The organism is Frankia sp. CeCAU1 (assembly GCF_977971845.1).
In genome coordinates, this window is record NZ_CDWWXA010000009.1 from 43,262 (window position 1) to 61,938 (window position 18,677).

Here is an 18,677-nt window from a genome sequence, read left to right on the forward strand (position 1 = left end):
CGGTCACGGCCGATGACCGGGCTAACGGCCGCGGCGCGTGCCCCGCCGCCGGAATAGCCCCGCCGCGCCGCCGACGGATCCGCCCACGACGGCCGGTGTCTCCTCGTCGCGCAGCTTCGCCAGCTCTCGTAGCAGCCGCTCCTGCTCGCCGTCCAGCTTCGTCGGAGTCTCGACGTTGATGTGGATGTGCAGATGACCGCGCCCGGCGGCCCGCAGATGCGGAACCCCGCGGCCGGCGAGCTTGATGACCTCACCGGGCTGGGTGCCGGGCTTCACGGCGATGGTCTCGGTGCCGTCGAGGGTCTCCAGCGTGGCGGAAGTGCCGAGCGCCGCCGAGGTCATCGGCAGCGGCAGCTCACAGTGCAGATCGTCGCCCTCCCGGGTGAAAACCGGGTGCTGCTTCTCGGAGACCTCGACGTAAAGGTCACCGGGCGGCCCACCGCCGGGCCCGACCTCGCCCTCGCCCGACAGCCGGATGCGCATGCCGTCCTCGACCCCGGAGGGGATCTTCACGGTGAGCGTCCGGCGCTTGCGCACCCGGCCGTCGCCGCCGCAGTCCCGGCAGGGATGCTCGATCACGGTGCCGGTACCCGAACACCGCGGGCAGGGCCGGGAGGTCACCATCTGGCCGAGGAAGGAACGGGTGACCTGCTGGACCTCGCCCCGCCCGCCGCAGGTGCCGCAGGTCGACGGGTGCGCGCCGGGAGCCGCACCGGCACCGGTACACGTCGAGCACACCGCCGCCGTGTCCACGGTGATCTCGCGCGTGGCGCCGAACGCGGTCTCGGACAGGTCGAGCTCGATGCGCAGCAGCGCGTCGTTGCCGCGCCGGACCCGGGACCGGGGCCCACGGCTCGACCCGCCGCCGAAGAAGGCGTCCATGATGTCACCGAGGCCGCCGAAACCGGCGCCGAACGGCGAACCGCCACCGCCACTGCCACCGGGCGCGAGCGGATCGCCGCCCAGGTCGACGATCTGGCGCTTCTCCGGGTCAGAGAGCACCTCGTACGCGGCCGTGACGCCCCGGAAGCGCTGCTGTGCATCCGGATCTGGATTGACATCCGGATGCAGCTCACGGGCCAGTTTGCGGTAGGCCCGCTTGATCTCGTCGTTCGACGCTTCCCGGCGTACGCCCAGAACGGCGTAATAATCCACTGCCATCAGTCGGCACCCAAGAGTTCACCCACGTATTTGGCGACGGCCCGGACGGCCGCCATCGTCCCCGGATAGTCCATGCGCATCGGGCCGAGCACCCCCATCCCACCCAGCGCGAAGGGACCACGACCGTATCCCGTGGCCACCACCGCGGTGGACCGGAGGGCGTCCACATCCGTTTCGCGACCGATCCGTACCGTTACAGTACCGGTCTCCCGCGCCGAGCCGATGAGTTTCATCAGCACGACCTGTTCTTCCAATGCCTCAAGTATCGACCGCAACGAGTCGGCGAAGTCGACCGGGGACCGCGTGAGATTCGCCGTCCCAGCCATCGCGATGCGCTCCTCCTGCCGCTCGACCAGCGACTCCAGCACGGCACCGGCCACCGTGGTCAGGTAGGGGCGCAGCTCGGAGCGGGTGCTGTCGGGCAGGGCCGCGACGATGTCGGGGGCGTCGACCAAGCGCCGGCCGGCCAGCGCGCAGTTGAGCACGGAACGCAGCTCGCCGGCGACCTCGTCGTCAACGGGTACGAGGCTGTCGACGATACGCTGCTCGACCCGGCCGGTGTCGGTGATGAGGACCATCAGCAGGCGGTACGGGCCGAGCGTGACAACCTCGATGTGCCGGATGCTACTGCTCGACAAGGAGGGGTACTGCACGACGGCCACCTGCCGGGTGAGCTGGGCGAGCAGCCGCACGGAGCGGCGCACCACGTCGTCCAGGTCGACGGCACCCTCCAGGAAGCTCTGGATCGCCCGACGTTCGGCCCGGGACAGCGGCTTCACCCCCGACAACCGGTCCACGAACAACCGGTAGCCCTTGTCCGTCGGTATCCGTCCTGCGCTGGTATGGGGCTGTGTGATATACCCCTCTTCCTCCAGGGCGGACATGTCATTACGGACAGTAGCTGATGATACACCGAGATTATGCCGCTCCGCCAGCGCCTTGGAACCCACCGGCTCGTTGCTCAGCACAAAGTCCTCAACAATCGCCCGAAGGACTTCGAGCCGCCGATCCTCCAGCACGCGGTCGCACCCCCTTCACCAGGCGGGACGTGGCCGGGCCACGGTGTGTGCAGCGGCGGACACCCAGCTTGGCACTCGGCCGCAGTGAGTGCCAAGTGTAGCCGCCCGCTCAGGTCGAAGCACAGAACATGAGCCACCCCGCGAATGACCGGTGAGGGCCCGGCGACGTCCTCGTAACGAAACGAGCATGCCGGTACCCAGGTTCCGGTCCCGCCCGATCGGGCCACCGGACGGCCGCCGGTCGGGCAGCGGCGTCAGCCGGGCAGCGGCGTCAGCCGGGCAGCGGCGTCAGCCGGGCAGCGGCGTCAGCCGGGCAGCGGCGTCAGCCGGGCAGCGGCGTCAGCCGGGCAGCGGCGTCAGCCGGGCAGCAGGGCTCGCACGACCGTGTCGGTGAGCAGACGACCGCGACGGGTGAGACGCACCCGGCCGAACTCCAGGGCACCGGGTTCCACCAGGCCGGACTTCGCGAGCCCGGCGGCGGCCTCCCGGCCGGGCCCGTCCAGATCACCGACGGCCAGTCCCTCGGCCAACCGGACGCCCAGCATGACCCGCTCGACCCGGCGGGCCTGCGCGTCGAGCTCCTCCCGGGCGGCCGCGGGACTGCGCCCGGCCCCCAGCCGGGCCGCGTACTCCGCCGGATGACGCACGTTCCACCATCGCACCCCGCCGACGTGGCTGTGCGCGCCCGGACCGATCCCCCACCAGTGATCTCCGCGCCAGTACCCCAGATTGTGCCGACACCGGGTATCGGCCCCCCGCGACCAGTTGCTGACCTCGTAGCCGGTCAGGCCGGCCGCGCACAGAGCGTCATCGGCCTGCAGGTAGCGGTCGGCAAGCAGGTCGTCGTCGGGTTCGAGCAGCTCGCCCCGGCGGACCCGGCGGGACAGTTTCGTGCCCTCCTCAACCGTCAGCGCGTAGGCACTGACGTGGTCCGGGCCGAGCTGGATCGCCGCGTCCAGGCTCGCCGCCCAGTCCGCCTCCGACTCGCCCGGAGCCCCGTAGATGAGGTCCAGGCTGACCTGGTCAAAGCCCGCCTTGCGGGCCCAGCGCATCACCTCGGGCACGCGGCCGGGGGTGTGCCGCCGGTCCAGGGCGGCGAGGACGTGCGGACGGCTACTCTGCATCCCGAAGGAGATCCGGGTGTAACCGGCGGCGCGCAGCTGCTCCAGTTGCGCCGGATCCACCGACTCCGGATTCGCCTCGGTGGTGATCTCCGCGTCGGGCGCCAGCCCGAACCCATCGTCCAGGATCCGCAACAGCCGCCCGAGATCGTCGGCGGTCAACAGGGTCGGCGTGCCGCCACCGACGAAGACCGTGGAGACCACCAGCTCCTGCTCACCAAGCACGGTACGCGCGAGCCGGACCTCGCCGGTCGCGATGTCGACGAACGTCGTGAGGCCCACCGACGACACCAGGGCGCCGCCTAGGTCGGCCGCCGTGTAGGTGTTGAAGTCGCAGTAGCCGCAGCGCGCCGCGCAATAGGGCACATGCACGTAGACCCCGAACGGCCGCCGGGTCACCTCGGCCAGCGCGGCCGCCGGGAGGGCACCGTCGTCCGGCGGGAGCGAGCCGTCGGGAGGCTTTTGTGGCATGCCCCCAGTGTGCCCCCAACGTGTGCTCTCGCGGCAACGCTACGTTTGCCAACCACGCGGGCGGGCCAGGGGTGGCCACACGAGGACCACCTGGGGATAAGGCCGGAATACCCACTTCGGCGATGCTGGCCGGATGTAATGACATTTTGTCATCATTGGGCACAGAAGAGAAAATATGGGTGGTTCACCATGGACCGATCGACGTCGGTGCGAAAAGATCCGGTCATGGACGACGACGCCAGGGCCGTTCTCGACGAGATCTTCGAACTGCTCCCGCCCCGAACCACCGTGTACCGTTCCAGCGCCGCCGCCCCTGTCACGGACCTGTCGTTCTCCGAACCGGCCACCGAACCGATCCGCCTCCCGGCCAGCCCCCTGTCGACCCGCTGAACGGCCGACTCACTGAACAGGCGGATGGCACCACGGTCCCGCGTCGGCCCCGCACCGGACTCACTTCACCGCCGGTTTGCCGGTGTCCGTGGACAGCGCCGCGATGAAGGCCTCCTGCGGCACCTCGACCCGACCGATCGTCTTCATCCGCTTCTTGCCCTCCTTCTGCTTCTCGAGCAGCTTGCGCTTGCGGGTGATGTCGCCGCCGTAGCACTTGGCGAGCACGTCCTTGCGGATGGCGCGGATGTTCTCCCGCGCGATGATCCGGCTGCCGATCGCCGCCTGGATCGGCACCTCGAACTGCTGGCGCGGAATCAGCTCGCGCAGCTTGGTCGTCATGGACACGCCGTAGGCGTAGGCCTTCTCACGGTGCACGATCGCCGAGAAGGCATCGACGGTCTCCCCCTGCAACAGGATGTCGACCTTCACCAGATCGGCCAACTGCTCCCCGGCCGGCTCGTAGTCGAGGCTGGCATAGCCCCGGGTCCTGGACTTCAGGGCGTCGAAGAAGTCGAAGATGATCTCACCGAGAGGCAGCGTGTACTTGAGTTCCACCCGGTCGGTCGACAGATAGTCCATCCCCTTCAGGACGCCGCGCCGGCCCTGGCACAGTTCCATCACCGCCCCGACGAAGTCGGTCGGCAGCAGCAGCATCGCCTCGACGACGGGCTCGTACACCTCGGCGATCTTCCCGCCCGGCCAGTCACTGGGGTTGGTCACTATGATCTCGGAACGGTCCTCCATGACCACCCGGTAGACGACGTTCGGGGCCGTGGAGATGAGGGTGAGGTTGAACTCGCGCTCCAGCCGCTCCCGGACGATCTCCAGATGCAGCAGGCCCAGGAAGCCGCACCGGAATCCGAACCCCAGTGCCGCGGAGGTTTCCGGTTCGTAGGTCAGGGCGGCGTCGTTGAGCTGAAGCTTGTCGAGAGCCTCGCGCAACGCTGGATACTCGCTGCCGTCGATCGGATACAACCCGGAGTACACCATCGGCAACGGATCCCGATAGCCACCGAGCATCTCCGTCGCCGGCCGCCGGGTAGTGGTGATGGTGTCGCCGACCCGGGCCTGCCGGACGTCCTTGACCCCGGGGATGACGTAGCCGACCTCGCCGACCGACAGCGACCCGGTCGGATGGGGGTCCGGCGAGATGACACCTACTTCGAGGGTCTCGTGGCTCGCGCCGGTCGACATCATCAGACACCGGTCGCGGGTGGTCAGCGTGCCATCGACCACCCGCACATAGGTGATGACGCCGCGATAGATGTCGTAGACGCTGTCGAAGATCATCGCACGAGCCGGACCGTCCGGATCGCCGACCGGGGCGGGCACCCGGCGCACGATCTCGTTGAGCAGCTCCGGCACCCCCTGGCCGGTCTTGCCGGACACGCGAAGCACCTCGCCCGGCTCGCAGCCGATGATCGTCGCGATCTCCTCGGCGTACTTCTCCGGCTGGGCCGCCGGAAGATCGATCTTGTTGAGTACGGGAACGATGGTCAGGTCGTTCTCGATCGCCAGGTACAGGTTCGCCAGGGTCTGCGCTTCGATGCCCTGGGCCGCGTCGACCAGCAGCACCGCGCCCTCGCAGGCCGCGAGCGAACGGCTCACCTCGTAACTGAAGTCGACGTGGCCCGGCGTGTCGATGAGATGCAGAATGTAGTCCCGACCATCGTCGGCCCGCCACGGCAGGCGCACGTTCTGGGCCTTGATGGTGATCCCGCGCTCACGCTCGATGTCCATGCGGTCGAGGTACTGCGCGCGCATGTTGCGCGCCTCCACGACACCGGTCACACCAAGCATCCGATCGGCAAGAGTCGACTTGCCGTGGTCGATGTGGGCGATGATGCAGAAGTTGCGGATCATCGTCGGGTCGGCGCCGGGCGCCAGGTGCGGGGCTGTGGACACGCGGAGGGTTCTCGTTTCGCTCGCGGTGATCACGGTGGAGCCGCCCGTGCCGATATCTGGGTCGACCACCTTCATCGTGCCAGGAGCCGCGCGCAACGTTGCGCCGGTGCGCCGCCGCGCGGGGGTTTGATAATCTGAGTGCCACTGTGACGGGCCGCGTCGTCGTCCGGTCATGATCTGGTCGATCATGACCTGTCCGGTCATGATCTGGTCGCCATTCCGTGCGGCGCCGGTCGCCGGAGGCAGTCGGTTCTCCGCGGTACCTGCTGCTCCCAGGAGCCAGCGAGATATGCCGGATCACCGGGCACGGCCGGTACCCGTACTATGACGTGTCCGCACCACCCCGACTCGACAAATCAGAGGTTCTCCCGCGTGGCCAACATCAAGTCGCAGATCAAGCGCAACCTCACCAACGAGAAGCGGCGGCTGCGCAACAAGGCTGTGAAGTCGGAACTCAAGACGCACGTGCGTCGCTTCCGCGACGCCGTGGATGCCGGTGACGTCGAGCGCGCCGGCGAGACGCTGCGGATCGCGTCCCGCAAGCTGGACAAGGCCGTCAGCAAGGGTGTCATTCACGCCAACCAGGCCGCCAATAAGAAGTCGGCACTGGCTCGCGCGCACGCCAACCTGGCCGCCAGCTGAGTCGTCTTCCTCCAGCCGGGGCGCCGCAGGCGCTCCGGCCTTTCCGCGTGCCCACCCGCTGGTCGGGCCTCTCGCCCGGTCAGAGCCCGCCGCACGGCGTGGAACGGGCTCCGGGCTGCTGTGGGGCCGGTTCCGCCGAGACCTCGTCCGGCCGGATCAGTCGCTCAAGCACTTCGTGATAGGCAACCATCGCGCCGACGGTCAGCGGGAGGACACCGACCACCCAGGCGCTCGCGAGATCACCGAGTGCGATCACCACCGTGACCAGCCCAGTCACGATCATGAGCAGCCCCCGCATCCAGCCCGCCGGTAGCACCCGCAGGCCGAACCAGCCACCCGGCGGCGGGGCCTCGGGGTCGGCGGCCGGCTGAGTAGCCACGACGATGCCGGCACCGGCTCCCGGACCGTCAGCCGTCCCCGGACCGTCGGTCATCCATGGCTCCCGGCCACCCGGGCCCGCCCGACCAACCTGGCCACGGCGACCTCGCGCAACAGTTTCTCCAAGGCGTAACCGGCGTCAACCGCAGCGCCCTTGACGCCGGCGTCGGCCTCGGCGGCCGCCCGCAGGGCCTGGCCGAGACCCCGGTCCGACCATGCTCGGGCGGAGCGCTGCGCCTTCTCGACCTTCCAGTCCGGCATACCCAGGGCTCGGGCGAGATCCCACTTCGAGCCGGGACCCGCGGACGCCACCCGGGCGAGGTCACGCAGACCACCGGCAACGGCACTGGAGACCAGTACGGCCGCGGTACCCCCCTCCAGGGACTGACGCAGCAGCGTCAACGCCTGCGGCAGGTCGCCGCCGATGATCGCGTCCGCGACGGCGAACCCGCTGGCCTCGGCCCGGCCCCGGTGGAAACGGGCCACCGCGGCTTCGTCGATCAGCCCGTCGGTGTCGGCCACGAGTTGATCGCAAACGGCGGCGAGCTCACGCAGATCACCACCGACCGCGTCGAGCAGGGCGCGCACCGCGCCGTCGCTGACCCGGCCGCCGAGACGCCGCACCTCGGCGACGACGAAATCGTGACGCTCCCGCGGCTTGGTGATCTTCGCTGCCGGCACGACCCGCGCCCCCGCGGTCTTCAGCACGTCCGCGAGTTTGCGGTTCTTCACCACGCCGCTGTGGACGACGACGAGCACGACGTCGTCGAGCGGACAAGCGATGTACTCCAACAACGCGTCACGCAGATCCTCGGCGAGGTCCTGCGCGCCGCGGACGACCATCACCCGGCCACCTCCGAACATCGAGGTGGCGCCGAGGTCGATCAGATCGGCCTCGCTGAGCTCACCGGCAGCCCGGTCGACGATCTCGACATCGGGATCACGGGCCCGAGCCGCGTCGAGAACCCCGCGCACCGCTCGACCGACGAGTAGATCCTCGTCGCCGGTGACGAGCACGAGCGGCGGCAGCGCAGAGGAGGACACGCAGGTGAGCATGTCACGATCCGCCCCCGGGCCGGCGGAGCACCACCGAGACGCGGACTCGCGCCCCCGGCCCGGAGGCGGCTCCCGCCAGCGACCCGGACTCGGCGGACCCGGCGGGTGCCGCCGTGGCGACCACCGCCACCGCGCCGTCGCGGTCGGTCCGGGCGACGGCCATGCCGGACCGGCGCAGCGTCCGCAGGGTGGACGGCGCGGGATGACCATAGCTGTTCCCGGTGCCGACGCTGATCAGGGCGAATCGGGCCCCGGTCGCAGCGAGGAAGGTGGCGTCCTGATCCGCGGCGCCGTGATGGGGCACCTTGAGCACGTCGGCTCGTAGCGCCGTCCGATCCTCCGGGCTGCCGGTCAACACCCGCTGGGCCGGCGGCTCCACATCCCCGGTGAGCAGGATGGTCACCTCCCCCACCCGTGCGGAGAGCACCAGGCTCGCGTTGTTGGGATCGCTCTCGGTGCCGTGCAACACGGTGCGCGGAGCCAGGACCGTCCAAGAGACCGCCCCCACCTGTGCCCGGGAGCCGATGACGGCCGTTCGCAGCGGCACACCGGCCCGCCGGGTCCACTGTTGGACCCGATGCCGCTGGAGAACGGGTTCCCCCAGCGGACTGCCGAGTACCTCCCCCACCGGAAGCCGGCCGAGCACGGCCGGCAGCCCCTCGACGTGATCGGCGTGGAAGTGGCTGAGAATGACCACCGGTATCCGTCGCACGCCGAGGTCGGAGAGGCAGCGGGTCAGCAGGGCCGGATCGGGGCCGGCGTCGACCAGCACCGCGGTGCCCGGTCCCGCCGACAGCACGAGGGCGTCGCCCTGACCGATGTCGCAGGCGACCAGGCGCCAGCCGGGCGGCGGCCACGGCGCCAGCCGCCCGGCGACGGCGCATCGCGCCAGGAGCAGGCCGACCAGGGCCGCAGCGACCAGTCGCCGCGGCACCCGCCGCCGCAGCGTCGCCACCACGAGCCAGGCGACACCGGCGGCCACGCCCGCTCCCATCACCCCCGTGGGCCACGGCAGCGTCGCGGCAGGAAGGTCGGCGCACCGGCCGGCGACCGTCACCAGCCACCAGCACGGCAGATCGGCGAGGTGCGCGAGCAGCCCGGCTGCTGACGGCGACACCGCCGCCACGACCAGCGTCAGTACCCCCAACACGGTCGCCGGTGCGACGGCGGGCACGGCCAGGACGTTCGCGGGCACCGCCACGAGGCTCAGCCCCCCGCCGGTCCAGGCCAACACCGGGGTGCACGCCAGCTGGGCGGCGGCCGCGACGGAGAGCACCTCGGCGATCCGTGCCGGCAGCCGGCGAGCGAGCGCGTCCCGCCAGCCCGGCGCGAGAACGATCATTCCGGCCGTGGCGAGGACGGACAGCGCGAAGCCGACCGAGAGGGCGAGCGCGGGATCCGCCAGGATCAGGACGATCACGCTCGCCGCCAGGGAGGGCAGCACCGCCCTGGGACGGCCAACGGCGAGCCCGAGCAGGCCGACCAGACCCATCGCCCCGGCACGCAGCACGCTGGCCGAGGGCCGGGCGAGCACGACGAACCCGACGAGAGCGAGGGCTCCCACCGCGGCGCGCGACCGTGACCCACGCCCGGTCCATCCCATGAGGTAGAGCGCCGAGGCCGTCACGATGGCGACGTTGCTACCGGACACGGCCGTCAGATGGGACATTCCGGCGGCGCGGAAGTCCGCACGCACCGCATCGTCGAGCCCGGAGACGTCGCCGACCACGAGGCCGGGCAGCAGCCCGCGACGCGGTTCGGGCAGTCCCCCAGCGGCTCGACGCAGCCCGACCCGCAGCCCCCCGGCGATTCGTTGGATCATTGCGGGTCCGCCGCGGGTCCGCGGTGGGCCGTCGGCGAACAGGACGGCGGCCACGGTGTCACCGACCCGGGGTTCGGCGAGCCTGCCGGAGACGACCAGGTGCTGGCTGGGCAGCAGAGCACCCCAGCCGCCGCCCCGCGCGAGCAGGACCATCGGGGCCCGGACCCGCAGATCCGCCGGTGACGCGGTAAGGCGTTCCGCCCGGACGGAGATCACGAAGGTCACGCGATCGGCGCCGCCGCCCCCCTCTCCTCTTCCCTCTCCGGCTCCGGGCCCGGTTCCCGTCCGGACCGCGGTGGACGAGGAGGTGGCGCGGGGATCGTCGGTGACGACGACCTCGGCGGTGACCGGACGGCCATGCCGGACCAGATCGGCGAGCGGGCCGCTGTCACGCGGACGAGCCGCCAGTCCACCCGCGAGAAACCCGGCGGCCAGGAAGACGAGGGCCGTGAGCACGACGACAGTGCCGCCGGAGCACCGCCCAACGCCCCGGGTGAGCGGCGCGCTGCGCGGCTGGGGCTGCGACGGACGAGACGCGCCCGTAGCCGCCTCGGCCCGAGCGCCGCCCGGTCCCGGGCGAGTCGGCCGACCACCCCGCGGACGGACCTGGACCAGCAGGAACATCGGAGTCGCGACGAGCACCGCACCGGCGGCACCCAGCAACGGAACGGACGGCGGCCAGGTGCCGGCACCCGCCGCGCCAGCCCAGGCCATGACCGCCGGGCCCACCAGCCGGGCGTCCATGGGACGGGAAGCCCCGGACGGCCGTTCCGGCAGCGCGAGTCCGGTCTCCATCCCGACGTCGACCACTGGAACGTCAAACCTTCAGCAATGGCAGCAGATCGGCCAGCCGCTTGTCGCCGACTCCGGTCACCTCCGCCAGCTGCTCGGGCGACCGGAAGGGCCCGTGCGCCGTGCGCCACTCGACGATGCGGCGAGCCAGCACGGGCCCCACCCCGGGCAGACCGTCAAGCTGCTCGGCGGTCGCGGCATTCAGGTCGATCGGACCGGTCGCCGCAGTGGAACCGGCGGATCCGAGACCAGTACCCGCGGGTTGCCCGGCTGCCGTTCCGGGCGGCGCCGGGCCGGGCTTGCCGTCGACGAGGACCTGTTCTCCGTCGACCAGCAACCGGGCCAGGGCGAGGCCGGTCGTGTCGGTGCCCGGGAGCACTCCCCCAGCGCGTTCGATCGCATCCACCACGCGCGCGCCCGCCGGGAGCCGGACGACCCCCGGCCGGGCCACCCGGCCGGCGACGTCGACCACCACCTCGCCGCTCGCCCCGGTGCGGGCGGCCCTGGCCGTCGGTGCCGAAGTCACGCTCGTATCCGTGGCGGAGGTGGCCCCGTGGTCCGAGTGGTCCGACCAGGCATTGCCAGCCGCCGCCGACTCCCCCGTCCGGGAGGTACCGACCTCGGAGGATGCAAGCGGCACCGGGCGGTGCTGCCAGGAGAACCAGGCGGTCATGAGCGCGGCTGCGAGGGCGACCAACGCGAGAACGAGGGCGGCCCGGGCTGCCGGCGCCACCACGATGCCATGCAGCGCAGCCGGAAGCCGCCTGCGGATGACGCCGACCAGATCGCCCCGTGGAACTCCCGGCGCCGTCCGGCCGGCCGATGGCCCGCGATCAGGTCCCCGGCCGCCCTCGTCCTCGCCATCGTCCATCTCGCGCCCCGCACGGGGGTGGACCGGACGGCGCCGATCCGTTCGGCCGACGACCGGCCGGCCAAGATCGGCCCCGTCCGCCGCGAGCTCGTCCGCGGCCCATCCGCCGGCAGCCCGGTCCTCATCAAGGAACACGCCCTCGCGAATCCCGAACAGGTCGGACTCGTCGCCACCGATCTCCTGCTCGTCCTCGGTGAACGTGGCGTCACGAACGCGGCGGGATCCACCAGCTGAGCCGTCTACTGGGGGGTCCGGCGGACGCAGTGGCACGGTGGCGTCGTCCGACGGCAGCAGGTCCAGCGATGGCCATCGCGACGAAACGGACGTTTCAGGCGGAAATGCGTGGACGGGAAAGCGCGGCGACGGGGCCGACAGCGGGTACCCGGGACCAGGGGTGGATTCGACCATGGCTGGACCGTAGATCGATCACGGCGGCTCCCGCTCCGCTCGCCGCCGTCCTGTGGACAGCCGCCCGTCGTCCACAGCCCCCGCCCAGTGGCCTGCCGGGGTCCCGGTTCTGTCGCAGCCACGGGCTCGGCGGTAAGGTCCGCTCGACACTGATTGTGGGAGCACCACTGGGAGGTGCGCCGATGCGCGTGACTGTCGACTACGACCGCTGCGCGAGCAGCGGAACCTGTGTCCGTCTCGTCCCGAACGTGTTCGAGATCCGCGACGACGGCTTCCTCTACCTCCTCGACGAGGAACCCGACGACGCCAGGTGGGATGACATCCAAGAGGCTGTTGACTCCTGCCCGACCGAGGCGATCAGCATCTCCGACAGCTGATCACGGCGTGGCGGTCGGCCGGGAGAGTGAGTCGCGGTAGCGACTCACCGGAACCGGGTAGAGACCTTCTGGCGAGAGCGGCCCGCGCGTATCCGGGCGGAGCCCCGACCCGGGGAGGTGCCTCGATGGCCACGATCTACCGGCAGCACCGACGTCAGCAAGCCCCCAGCGCGCTGTGGCCGGCGTTGCTCCTGCTCGGTGCGGCGGTCACCGTGCTGGGACTTCTGCTGATCACGAACCCCTTCGCGACAGCCCGCACGCTGGCGGTCCTCGCCGGGGTGGCACTCGTGCTCTCCGGTATCAGCGAGACGATCGCCGCGGTCCGGTCGGAGAACACTGCGGGGACCGCCCTGTTCGGGATCATGCTTGCGCTCGGCGGCGTCATCGTGCTGCTGTGGCCGGGAGTCACCCTCCGAGTCGTCGCGCTGCTCGTCGGCGCGATACTGATCATCACCGGGGTCGTCCGGGCCCTGGTGACCTGGGCGAGCAGATCCTCGCGCGGGACCGGCCGCGGCATCGCCGGTCCGCTCGCCCTGGCCGCGCTCAGTGTCGTCCTCGGCGTGCTGGCGCTGACCTGGCCGGGAACGACGATCATGGTACTAGCGGTGATCTTCGGGATCCAACTGATCGTCACCGGTGTCACCGAGATCGCGCTCGGGCTCGCGCTTCGCCCGCACGGTCACTCCTGACCTCCGGCGACCATCCGTTCTCCGGATTTCCGGCGGATTAACCCGCGATTGCCGAGCGCGCCCGCCGAGTCACCCGTCTCCCGGCCCCGCGGCGGTGCCTTTGCCCGGGGCATTGACGGGGGTATCGACCGGGTCATGGACCGGGTCGATGCCGAACGACGACAGATCGACGGTGCCGCCCGCCCGCGCGGACGGACCGGTACCACCGCCGACGGAACCACCGGACCGCTCCGGGTCCACTGCGAGAGCCGTCCGCCCGCCCGCCTGCGCGACGGCCGCGGCGACCACCGGATCGATCTCGACGGGATCGATGAGATGACGACCCTTGTTCCGGACACTGCCCACCTCGGCCGCGACCGGATGCGCCGCGACCACCCCGGCCGGAGCCGGCCGCAGCAGCGAGGCGAACGCGGCGGGATCGCGGACCGAGGGATCCATCCAGCGATCCCAGGCGGCCTCGGGCAGGATCACCGGCGAGCGGTCGTGCAGGAACTCCAGCCCCGCGGCGGCCCCGGTCGTGAGGATCGTGAAGGTCACCAGCGGGGCCTCACCCCGGCGCCAGACCTCGTAGAGACCCGCGAACGCGAAGATCCCGCCGGTCGCGGGATGGCCCGCGGGACGGATGTAGAAGGGTTGCCCCCGCCGCGAGCCACCACCCGGATGAAACCACTCGTAGAAACCGGTCGCCGGGACGAGGCAGCGCCGTGCGGCGAAGGCCGATCGGAACGCCGGCTTGGTCGCCGCCGTCTCCGACCGCGCATTGATCATCTTTGCCCCGATCGTCCGCTCCTTGGCCCAGGACGGCACCAACCCCCAGGTCGCGAGGCGAAGGACCCGCTCGGTCCGGGCGGCAGCCGGCGGCTTCCCGGCCGGGTGCCGGCCGGCCGAAGGGAGGCGCGCCTCACCCCGAAGAGCGCCGTCCGGGAGCTCACGCGGCTCGGCGATGACGATCGGCATAGCCGAGGTGGGCGCCACATTGTAGTTCTCCGTCACCCCGCCGGCAGTCTCGTCGCGAGCGGACATCGCCGCGGCGAGGTCGTCGGTCTTCAGCTTCTGGGTGTACCGACCGCACATGGCGCCAGTGTGGCACCCGGGTCCGACAGTTCCAGGTTCCGCGCGGAGGTCACCCGAACGCGCAGGTCACCCGAACAGCGTGGCGAGGCCACCGGCCAATGCGCCGAGGTTGACTAGGCCGAAGAACCCGACCCAGAGCGTCGGGGGCAGTCCGGTCAACCGCGCGAGCTGATCCGGGTCGGAATCCCCGGCCCGGCGCCGACGGCGCCCCCGCTGCACCTCGATCACCGGGCGGATCGCGCCCAGCAGCAGGAAGCACGCGATGTACGCGGCGAATCCGGCGCACACGGTCTGCGGCGCGAACCAGGAGACCGCCAGGATTCCCGCGGTACTCCCCAGCACGGACAGGGCCCCGAAACCGTTGCGGATCACGACCAGCATCGCCAGCAGCAGCGCCACGCACAGCTGTAGCAGCAGACTCGTCCGGCCGGTGGCCAGCAGGCCCGCGGCTCCGAGACCGAGCAGAGACGGTGTCGTGTAGCCGGCGGCGACGGTCACGACGACACCTGCACCGGTCGGCCGTCCGGAGGACACGGTCACTCCGGAGGTGTCCGAATGCAGCCGAACGCCGGCCAGGCGGCGCCCCGTCGCGACCGCGGCCAGGGCATGTCCTCCTTCATGCGCAATTGTTATCATATGTCTAGATATCGGCCATAGGCGGTCGCTGAGTACCGTCAGGGCCGCCAGAATCGCGGCAACGACGAGCACCCATTGCGGCGCCGCCGGCTGCGCCGCAATGCTCCGGCGCAGAATCTCCATTTCCGTCGTCTCTCCCTCATCCGCGCGGTTGGTCCCGCTCCTCCACAGACGCCTGATAAGAACATCATCGATCCTGCCCCCGCCCCACGCGACGTTGCCTTCCGGTGAAACCGGACCGCGGTATCGCCGGGCATCCACGACGACCGGCGTCAGGGGGTGGGGGTAAGGTCGTGTCGCATTCGGCACACCGGGGAGACCGCGAGGAACATCGAGGAGTGGCCCGTCGTGGCGGAGTACGTCTACCGGCCGGTGGTCAGCATGGTGCGGGGACTTTTCGGCGCACTGCGCCTGCGTCTCGACATCCAGGGCACGGAGAACATCCCGGCATCGGGTGGCGGCATCGTCCTGATCAATCACGTCTCGTACCTGGACTTCGCGCTCGCGGGTCTGCCGTTCTGGATCGCGGAGCGTCGGCTGGTCCGGTTCATGGCCAAGAAGGCCGTCTTCGACCACCGGATCAGCGGGCCGCTCATGCGCGGCATGCACCACATCCCGGTCGACCGAGAGGCCGGCGCAGCGTCTCTGCGCCACGCCCTCGACGCGCTGCGCGCCGGGGAACTCGTGGGCGTCTTCCCCGAGGCGACGATCAGTCCGAGTTACTGTCTGGCGACATTCAAGACCGGGGCAGCCCGGATGGCCGCTCACGCGAAGGTGCCGGTGATCCCGGTGATCCTCTGGGGCAGCCAGCGCATTTTCACCAAGGGGCGGCCCTTCAGACTGCGGGACGCGATCGGTGTCCGCGTCTCGATCACGGTGGGCAGGCCCGTCCAGCCCACGGAACTGGGTAAGGGCCGCGACGGCACGGCGCTGCTGGAGAAGGTGATGAACGAGCTGCTCGACGACGCGCAGCGCCGCTACCCGCGACCCACGCCGGGCGAGCCGGACTGGTGGCTGCCCGCGCATCTCGGTGGCTCGGCTCCTGATCGGCCGGCCGATCAGGACGCCGCCGAGCAGAGCACCTCCGAGGAATCCGGCCAGAGCTGACAGATCCCCGTCGGAATCCTTACCGACCGACGATCTCGCGGACGGCCCTGCGCTGTTACCGTGCGTTATTCAAGGAAGTACTCACCCACGAACACCGCCCCGGGACGGAGACCCGTCGACCTCGGTACCGGACGGCGGCGGCCCGGACGGCGACCGGTACCGGGTCAGCAAAGCGGCCCGGCGCGCGGGGTGCAGGTTCGCCCGGCTGACGTCCCCGCCGTAATGCTCGACGACGCGGTCGTCCATCACCCGAAACCATACCGGCGGGAGATACGCCGCGAGCAGGAGCGTGGCGTACCCCGCCGGTAGCTGGGGAGAGGCCTCGAAGGACCGCAGTGCCTGGTAGCGCCGGGTCGGGTTGGCGTGGTGGTCGCTGTGTCGCTGCAACTGGTAAAGCGCCAGATTGCTGATCACGGCATCGCTGTTCCAGCTGTGCCGGGGATCGACCTTCTCATAACGCCCGCTCGGAGTCAGCTCCCGGGCCAGGCCGTAGTGCTCGATGTAGTTGACCCCCTCCAACAAGGTGAACCCGAAGGCCGCCTGGGCGGCGAGGAAGACGAGTACAGCCGGCCCGAACTCGATGGCCAGCGCCAGGAACAACACCGCGGTGAGCAACCAGCCGAGCACGACCTCGTTGCGCACCGACCAGACCCGTCGGCCGCGCAACCGTAGCCGGGCGGCTTCCAGCGACCAGGCGGAACGCAGACTGCCGACGACGGTCCGCGGCCAGAACCGCCAGAAGCTCTCCCCCAACCGGGCGCTCGCCGGGTCCGCCGCCGTCGCTACCCACACGTGATGGCCCCGGTTGTGCTCTACGGAGAAGTGACCGTACGCGGCCGGCGCCAGCATCAACCTCGCCAACCAGCGCTCGAAAATCCCCCGCTTGTGGCCGAGCTCGTGCGCGGTGGTGATACCCACCCCGGTCACGGTGCCGACCGACACCACCACGCCGATCCGGGCGGACCACGACAGGTCGCCGTTCGTCCAGGCCGAGGCGCCCAGCAGCAGGCCGACGGCCGCCAGCGGCGGGTAGAGATACGTGCACCGGCGGTAGTAACGGTCGGCCTCCAGCGCGGCCCGGATCTCCTCCGGTGGATTGACCGGATCCGGCGGTGTGGTCATGTCGAGCAGCGGAACCAGGACGAAGACGAAGAGCGGGGTGATCCACCAGTGCAGCTCGACACCCGTCCGATGCCACAGGCCGTATCCCACGATGGCCAGCAACGGAACGATGATCGCGGTGAGCCACATATACCGCTTGCCGTCCCGCCAGGCGAGGCCGCCGGGCGCGGTGAGAACAGGTGCCGCCATCGGTACCTCCGATTTGCCGGCCGGACCGCCGACCAGCGCCGACCGCCACCGCGGGGCGAAAACCCCTGACGGCGCACGATAACTGGACAGTGAGCCTGCCACGTGTTCATATACTGGGACAACAGAACGCCGGTCACATCGAGGAGCAGGACCCGTGCAAACAGGTGGCGTGACGCCGTCGCCCGCGGGCCGGCGCTCCCGTTCGATGACCGACTCGCCCCCCTGGATCGGCGGGGTGATGGTCGGCACTCTGTTGCTGTCCACCGTTGTTCTGATCACGTATACGCTGCTTCCCCTGCCCGGCCAGGAACGTCTGGGTGCGGGCAACTACGTCCTCGCCGCCGTGCTGTTCGCCGCCAACATCCTGCTGCCTCGGCTACTGCGATGGCATCGGCGCCGCCGAAACCACCGGCCATGATCCATCCGCGCGCCGGTCCCCGCCCCAAGCCGGCCACGTGGCCTGTCCCACGCCCGGCGCATCCCAGCGCCTTCCGGGAACCCCGGCTGCCACGATGGCCGAATGTCCGCACTGATCGTGCTCTTGGTCGGACTGGTGGCGGGCATCGGGGTCCGGCACCGCGGACGACTGCCCGCGGACACCGCCCACGTGATCAACGTCTGGCTGCTGGACGTGGCCCTGCCCGCTCTGACGCTGCGCGCCATGCATGGCATCGTCTTCCCGCCGAACCTCGCGCTCGTCATCGCCGCGCCCTACCTGCTCTTCGTCCTGACGACGGCCGGCTACGTGCTGGCCGGACGAGCGTTGCGGATGCCGCGGGAGGTCGTCGTCGCCCTGATCGCCACGACCGCGGTGGCGAACACGAGCTTCGTCGGCATCCCGATGGTGACCGCCTTCTTCGGCGCGTCGTCGGTCCCGGTTGCCGTGCTCGTGGATCAGCTCGGTTCCTTCCTACTGCTAAACACGGTGGTCCTCGGGACGGTCACGATCAGTGCCGGCGCATCGCTTTCCCGCGCCGAGCTCGCCCGTCGGGTCCTCACCGCTCCGGCGCTGATCGCCTTGGTGGCCGCGCTCGTCCTGCGGCCGGTGACCTTCCCGGGCTGGCTGAACGCCGCGCTGGGGTCGCTCGGTGGCACCCTCACCCCGCTCGCCCTGTTCTCCATCGGTCTGCAACTCCAGGTGCGTGCGGTCCGGGTGTGGTGGCGGGAGCTGGCCCTCGGCCTCGGCGTCAAGCTGGTCGCCGCGCCCGCGCTCGTGGTGGGAATCTACGCGCTGACGGGGACCGTCGGAGATCACGACGTGCAGGTGGCCCTCTTCGAGGTGGCGATGCCCCCGATGGTCGCCGGCGCACTCATCGCCGCCCGTCACGAACTCGCGACACCGTTGCCGAGCCTGCTGGTGGGAGTCGGGGTTCCGCTGTCGTTCGTGAGCCTGGTGGTCTGGGCGCTGCTCCTCGGGGCCTGAGGAGGTGGGGGGCCTGAGGAGGTG

19 protein-coding genes are annotated in these 18,677 nt (G+C 70.6%); 8 read left to right on the top strand and 11 right to left on the bottom strand.

What is annotated here, in order from left to right; genetic code table 11:
• Nucleotides 1-21: 21 nt before the first annotated feature.
• The 3 genes from dnaJ to hemW all read right to left on the bottom strand — a co-directional run bounded on the left by dnaJ (nt 22) and on the right by hemW (nt 3,772).
• Nucleotides 22-1,161, bottom strand: a complete 1,140-nt coding sequence (dnaJ, locus tag AC08OO_RS03365) for a molecular chaperone DnaJ (protein ID WP_476608961.1) — start codon at nt 1,159-1,161, stop codon at nt 22-24.
• Nucleotides 1,161-2,180, bottom strand: coding sequence for a heat-inducible transcriptional repressor HrcA (gene hrcA, locus AC08OO_RS03370; protein ID WP_476608960.1), 1,020 nt, complete (start codon nt 2,178-2,180; stop codon nt 1,161-1,163). Before hrcA ends, dnaJ begins: the two co-directional genes overlap by 1 nt.
• A 356-nt stretch (nt 2,181-2,536) precedes the next feature.
• Complete coding sequence (gene hemW / locus AC08OO_RS03375) at nt 2,537-3,772, bottom strand: radical SAM family heme chaperone HemW (RefSeq protein ID WP_476608959.1); 1,236 nt, start codon at nt 3,770-3,772, stop codon at nt 2,537-2,539.
• 225 nt (nt 3,773-3,997) lie between these two features.
• On the opposite strand from hemW, the gene AC08OO_RS03380 reads away from it, so the two are divergent.
• A complete protein-coding gene (locus AC08OO_RS03380; RefSeq protein WP_476606131.1) occupies nt 3,998-4,162 on the top strand; it encodes a hypothetical protein in 165 nt (54 codons plus the stop codon).
• Nucleotides 4,163-4,222: 60 nt separating this feature from the next.
• On the opposite strand, the gene lepA is transcribed toward AC08OO_RS03380, so the two are convergent.
• A complete protein-coding gene (lepA, locus tag AC08OO_RS03385) occupies nt 4,223-6,067 on the bottom strand; it encodes a translation elongation factor 4 (RefSeq protein WP_476608958.1) in 1,845 nt (614 codons plus the stop codon).
• A gap of 372 nt (nt 6,068-6,439) precedes the next feature.
• Between lepA and rpsT the strand changes: the two genes are divergently transcribed.
• Nucleotides 6,440-6,709: a 30S ribosomal protein S20 gene (gene rpsT, locus AC08OO_RS03390; RefSeq protein WP_476606133.1), complete on the top strand. Its 270-nt coding sequence runs from the start codon at nt 6,440-6,442 to the stop codon at nt 6,707-6,709.
• Between the two features lie 79 nt (nt 6,710-6,788).
• Here rpsT and AC08OO_RS03395 read toward each other — a convergent pair whose 3' ends face one another.
• Genes AC08OO_RS03395 through AC08OO_RS03410 form a run of 4 tightly spaced genes read right to left on the bottom strand, consistent with a single transcriptional unit; the run spans nt 6,789 to nt 11,493 of the window.
• On the bottom strand, nt 6,789-7,142 hold the full coding sequence (locus AC08OO_RS03395) for a hypothetical protein (protein WP_476608957.1): 354 nt from the start codon (nt 7,140-7,142) through the stop codon (nt 6,789-6,791).
• Nucleotides 7,139-8,143 carry a DNA polymerase III subunit delta gene (gene holA, locus AC08OO_RS03400; protein WP_476606135.1) on the bottom strand — a complete coding sequence of 335 codons (1,005 nt, stop codon included), beginning with the start codon at nt 8,141-8,143 and terminating at the stop codon, nt 7,139-7,141. The genes AC08OO_RS03395 and holA overlap by 4 nt, the downstream gene beginning before the upstream one ends.
• 1 nt (nt 8,144) lies before the next feature.
• Nucleotides 8,145-10,760, bottom strand: a complete 2,616-nt coding sequence (locus AC08OO_RS03405) for a ComEC/Rec2 family competence protein (RefSeq protein ID WP_476618227.1) — start codon at nt 10,758-10,760, stop codon at nt 8,145-8,147.
• A 22-nt stretch (nt 10,761-10,782) separates the two neighbouring features.
• Nucleotides 10,783-11,493, bottom strand: coding sequence for a ComEA family DNA-binding protein (locus AC08OO_RS03410; RefSeq protein ID WP_476618224.1), 711 nt, complete (start codon nt 11,491-11,493; stop codon nt 10,783-10,785).
• A gap of 6 nt (nt 11,494-11,499) precedes the next feature.
• On the opposite strand from AC08OO_RS03410, the gene AC08OO_RS03415 reads away from it, so the two are divergent.
• The 3 genes from AC08OO_RS03415 (at nt 11,500) to AC08OO_RS03425 (ending at nt 13,102) form a co-directional block, all read left to right on the top strand.
• Nucleotides 11,500-11,862 carry a hypothetical protein gene (locus tag AC08OO_RS03415; protein ID WP_476608953.1) on the top strand — a complete coding sequence of 121 codons (363 nt, stop codon included), beginning with the start codon at nt 11,500-11,502 and terminating at the stop codon, nt 11,860-11,862.
• 356 nt (nt 11,863-12,218) lie between these two features.
• Complete coding sequence (locus AC08OO_RS03420; protein WP_011435700.1) at nt 12,219-12,413, top strand: ferredoxin; 195 nt, start codon at nt 12,219-12,221, stop codon at nt 12,411-12,413.
• 125 nt (nt 12,414-12,538) lie between these two features.
• On the top strand, nt 12,539-13,102 hold the full coding sequence (locus AC08OO_RS03425) for an HdeD family acid-resistance protein (protein ID WP_011435699.1): 564 nt from the start codon (nt 12,539-12,541) through the stop codon (nt 13,100-13,102).
• Between the two features lie 69 nt (nt 13,103-13,171).
• Here the strand turns inward: AC08OO_RS03425 and AC08OO_RS03430 are convergent, their stop codons facing one another.
• Nucleotides 13,172-14,176 carry an SOS response-associated peptidase gene (locus AC08OO_RS03430; RefSeq protein WP_476608952.1) on the bottom strand — a complete coding sequence of 335 codons (1,005 nt, stop codon included), beginning with the start codon at nt 14,174-14,176 and terminating at the stop codon, nt 13,172-13,174.
• A 66-nt stretch (nt 14,177-14,242) separates the two neighbouring features.
• Complete coding sequence (locus AC08OO_RS03435; RefSeq protein ID WP_476608951.1) at nt 14,243-14,935, bottom strand: M50 family metallopeptidase; 693 nt, start codon at nt 14,933-14,935, stop codon at nt 14,243-14,245.
• A 225-nt stretch (nt 14,936-15,160) separates the two neighbouring features.
• Between AC08OO_RS03435 and AC08OO_RS03440 the strand changes: the two genes are divergently transcribed.
• Nucleotides 15,161-15,919 (top strand): lysophospholipid acyltransferase family protein, encoded by a 759-nt coding sequence (locus tag AC08OO_RS03440; RefSeq protein WP_476608950.1) that lies wholly within the window; start codon nt 15,161-15,163, stop codon nt 15,917-15,919.
• Between the two features lie 81 nt (nt 15,920-16,000).
• On the opposite strand, the gene AC08OO_RS03445 is transcribed toward AC08OO_RS03440, so the two are convergent.
• On the bottom strand, nt 16,001-17,230 hold the full coding sequence (locus AC08OO_RS03445; protein WP_476608949.1) for an alkane 1-monooxygenase: 1,230 nt from the start codon (nt 17,228-17,230) through the stop codon (nt 16,001-16,003).
• 154 nt (nt 17,231-17,384) lie between these two features.
• On the opposite strand from AC08OO_RS03445, the gene AC08OO_RS03450 reads away from it, so the two are divergent.
• Both AC08OO_RS03450 and AC08OO_RS03455 read left to right on the top strand, forming a co-directional pair.
• Nucleotides 17,385-17,648 (top strand): hypothetical protein, encoded by a 264-nt coding sequence (locus AC08OO_RS03450; protein WP_011435694.1) that lies wholly within the window; start codon nt 17,385-17,387, stop codon nt 17,646-17,648.
• 102 nt (nt 17,649-17,750) lie between these two features.
• Complete coding sequence (locus AC08OO_RS03455; protein ID WP_476608948.1) at nt 17,751-18,653, top strand: AEC family transporter; 903 nt, start codon at nt 17,751-17,753, stop codon at nt 18,651-18,653.
• The last annotated feature ends 24 nt before the right edge of the window (nt 18,654-18,677 follow it).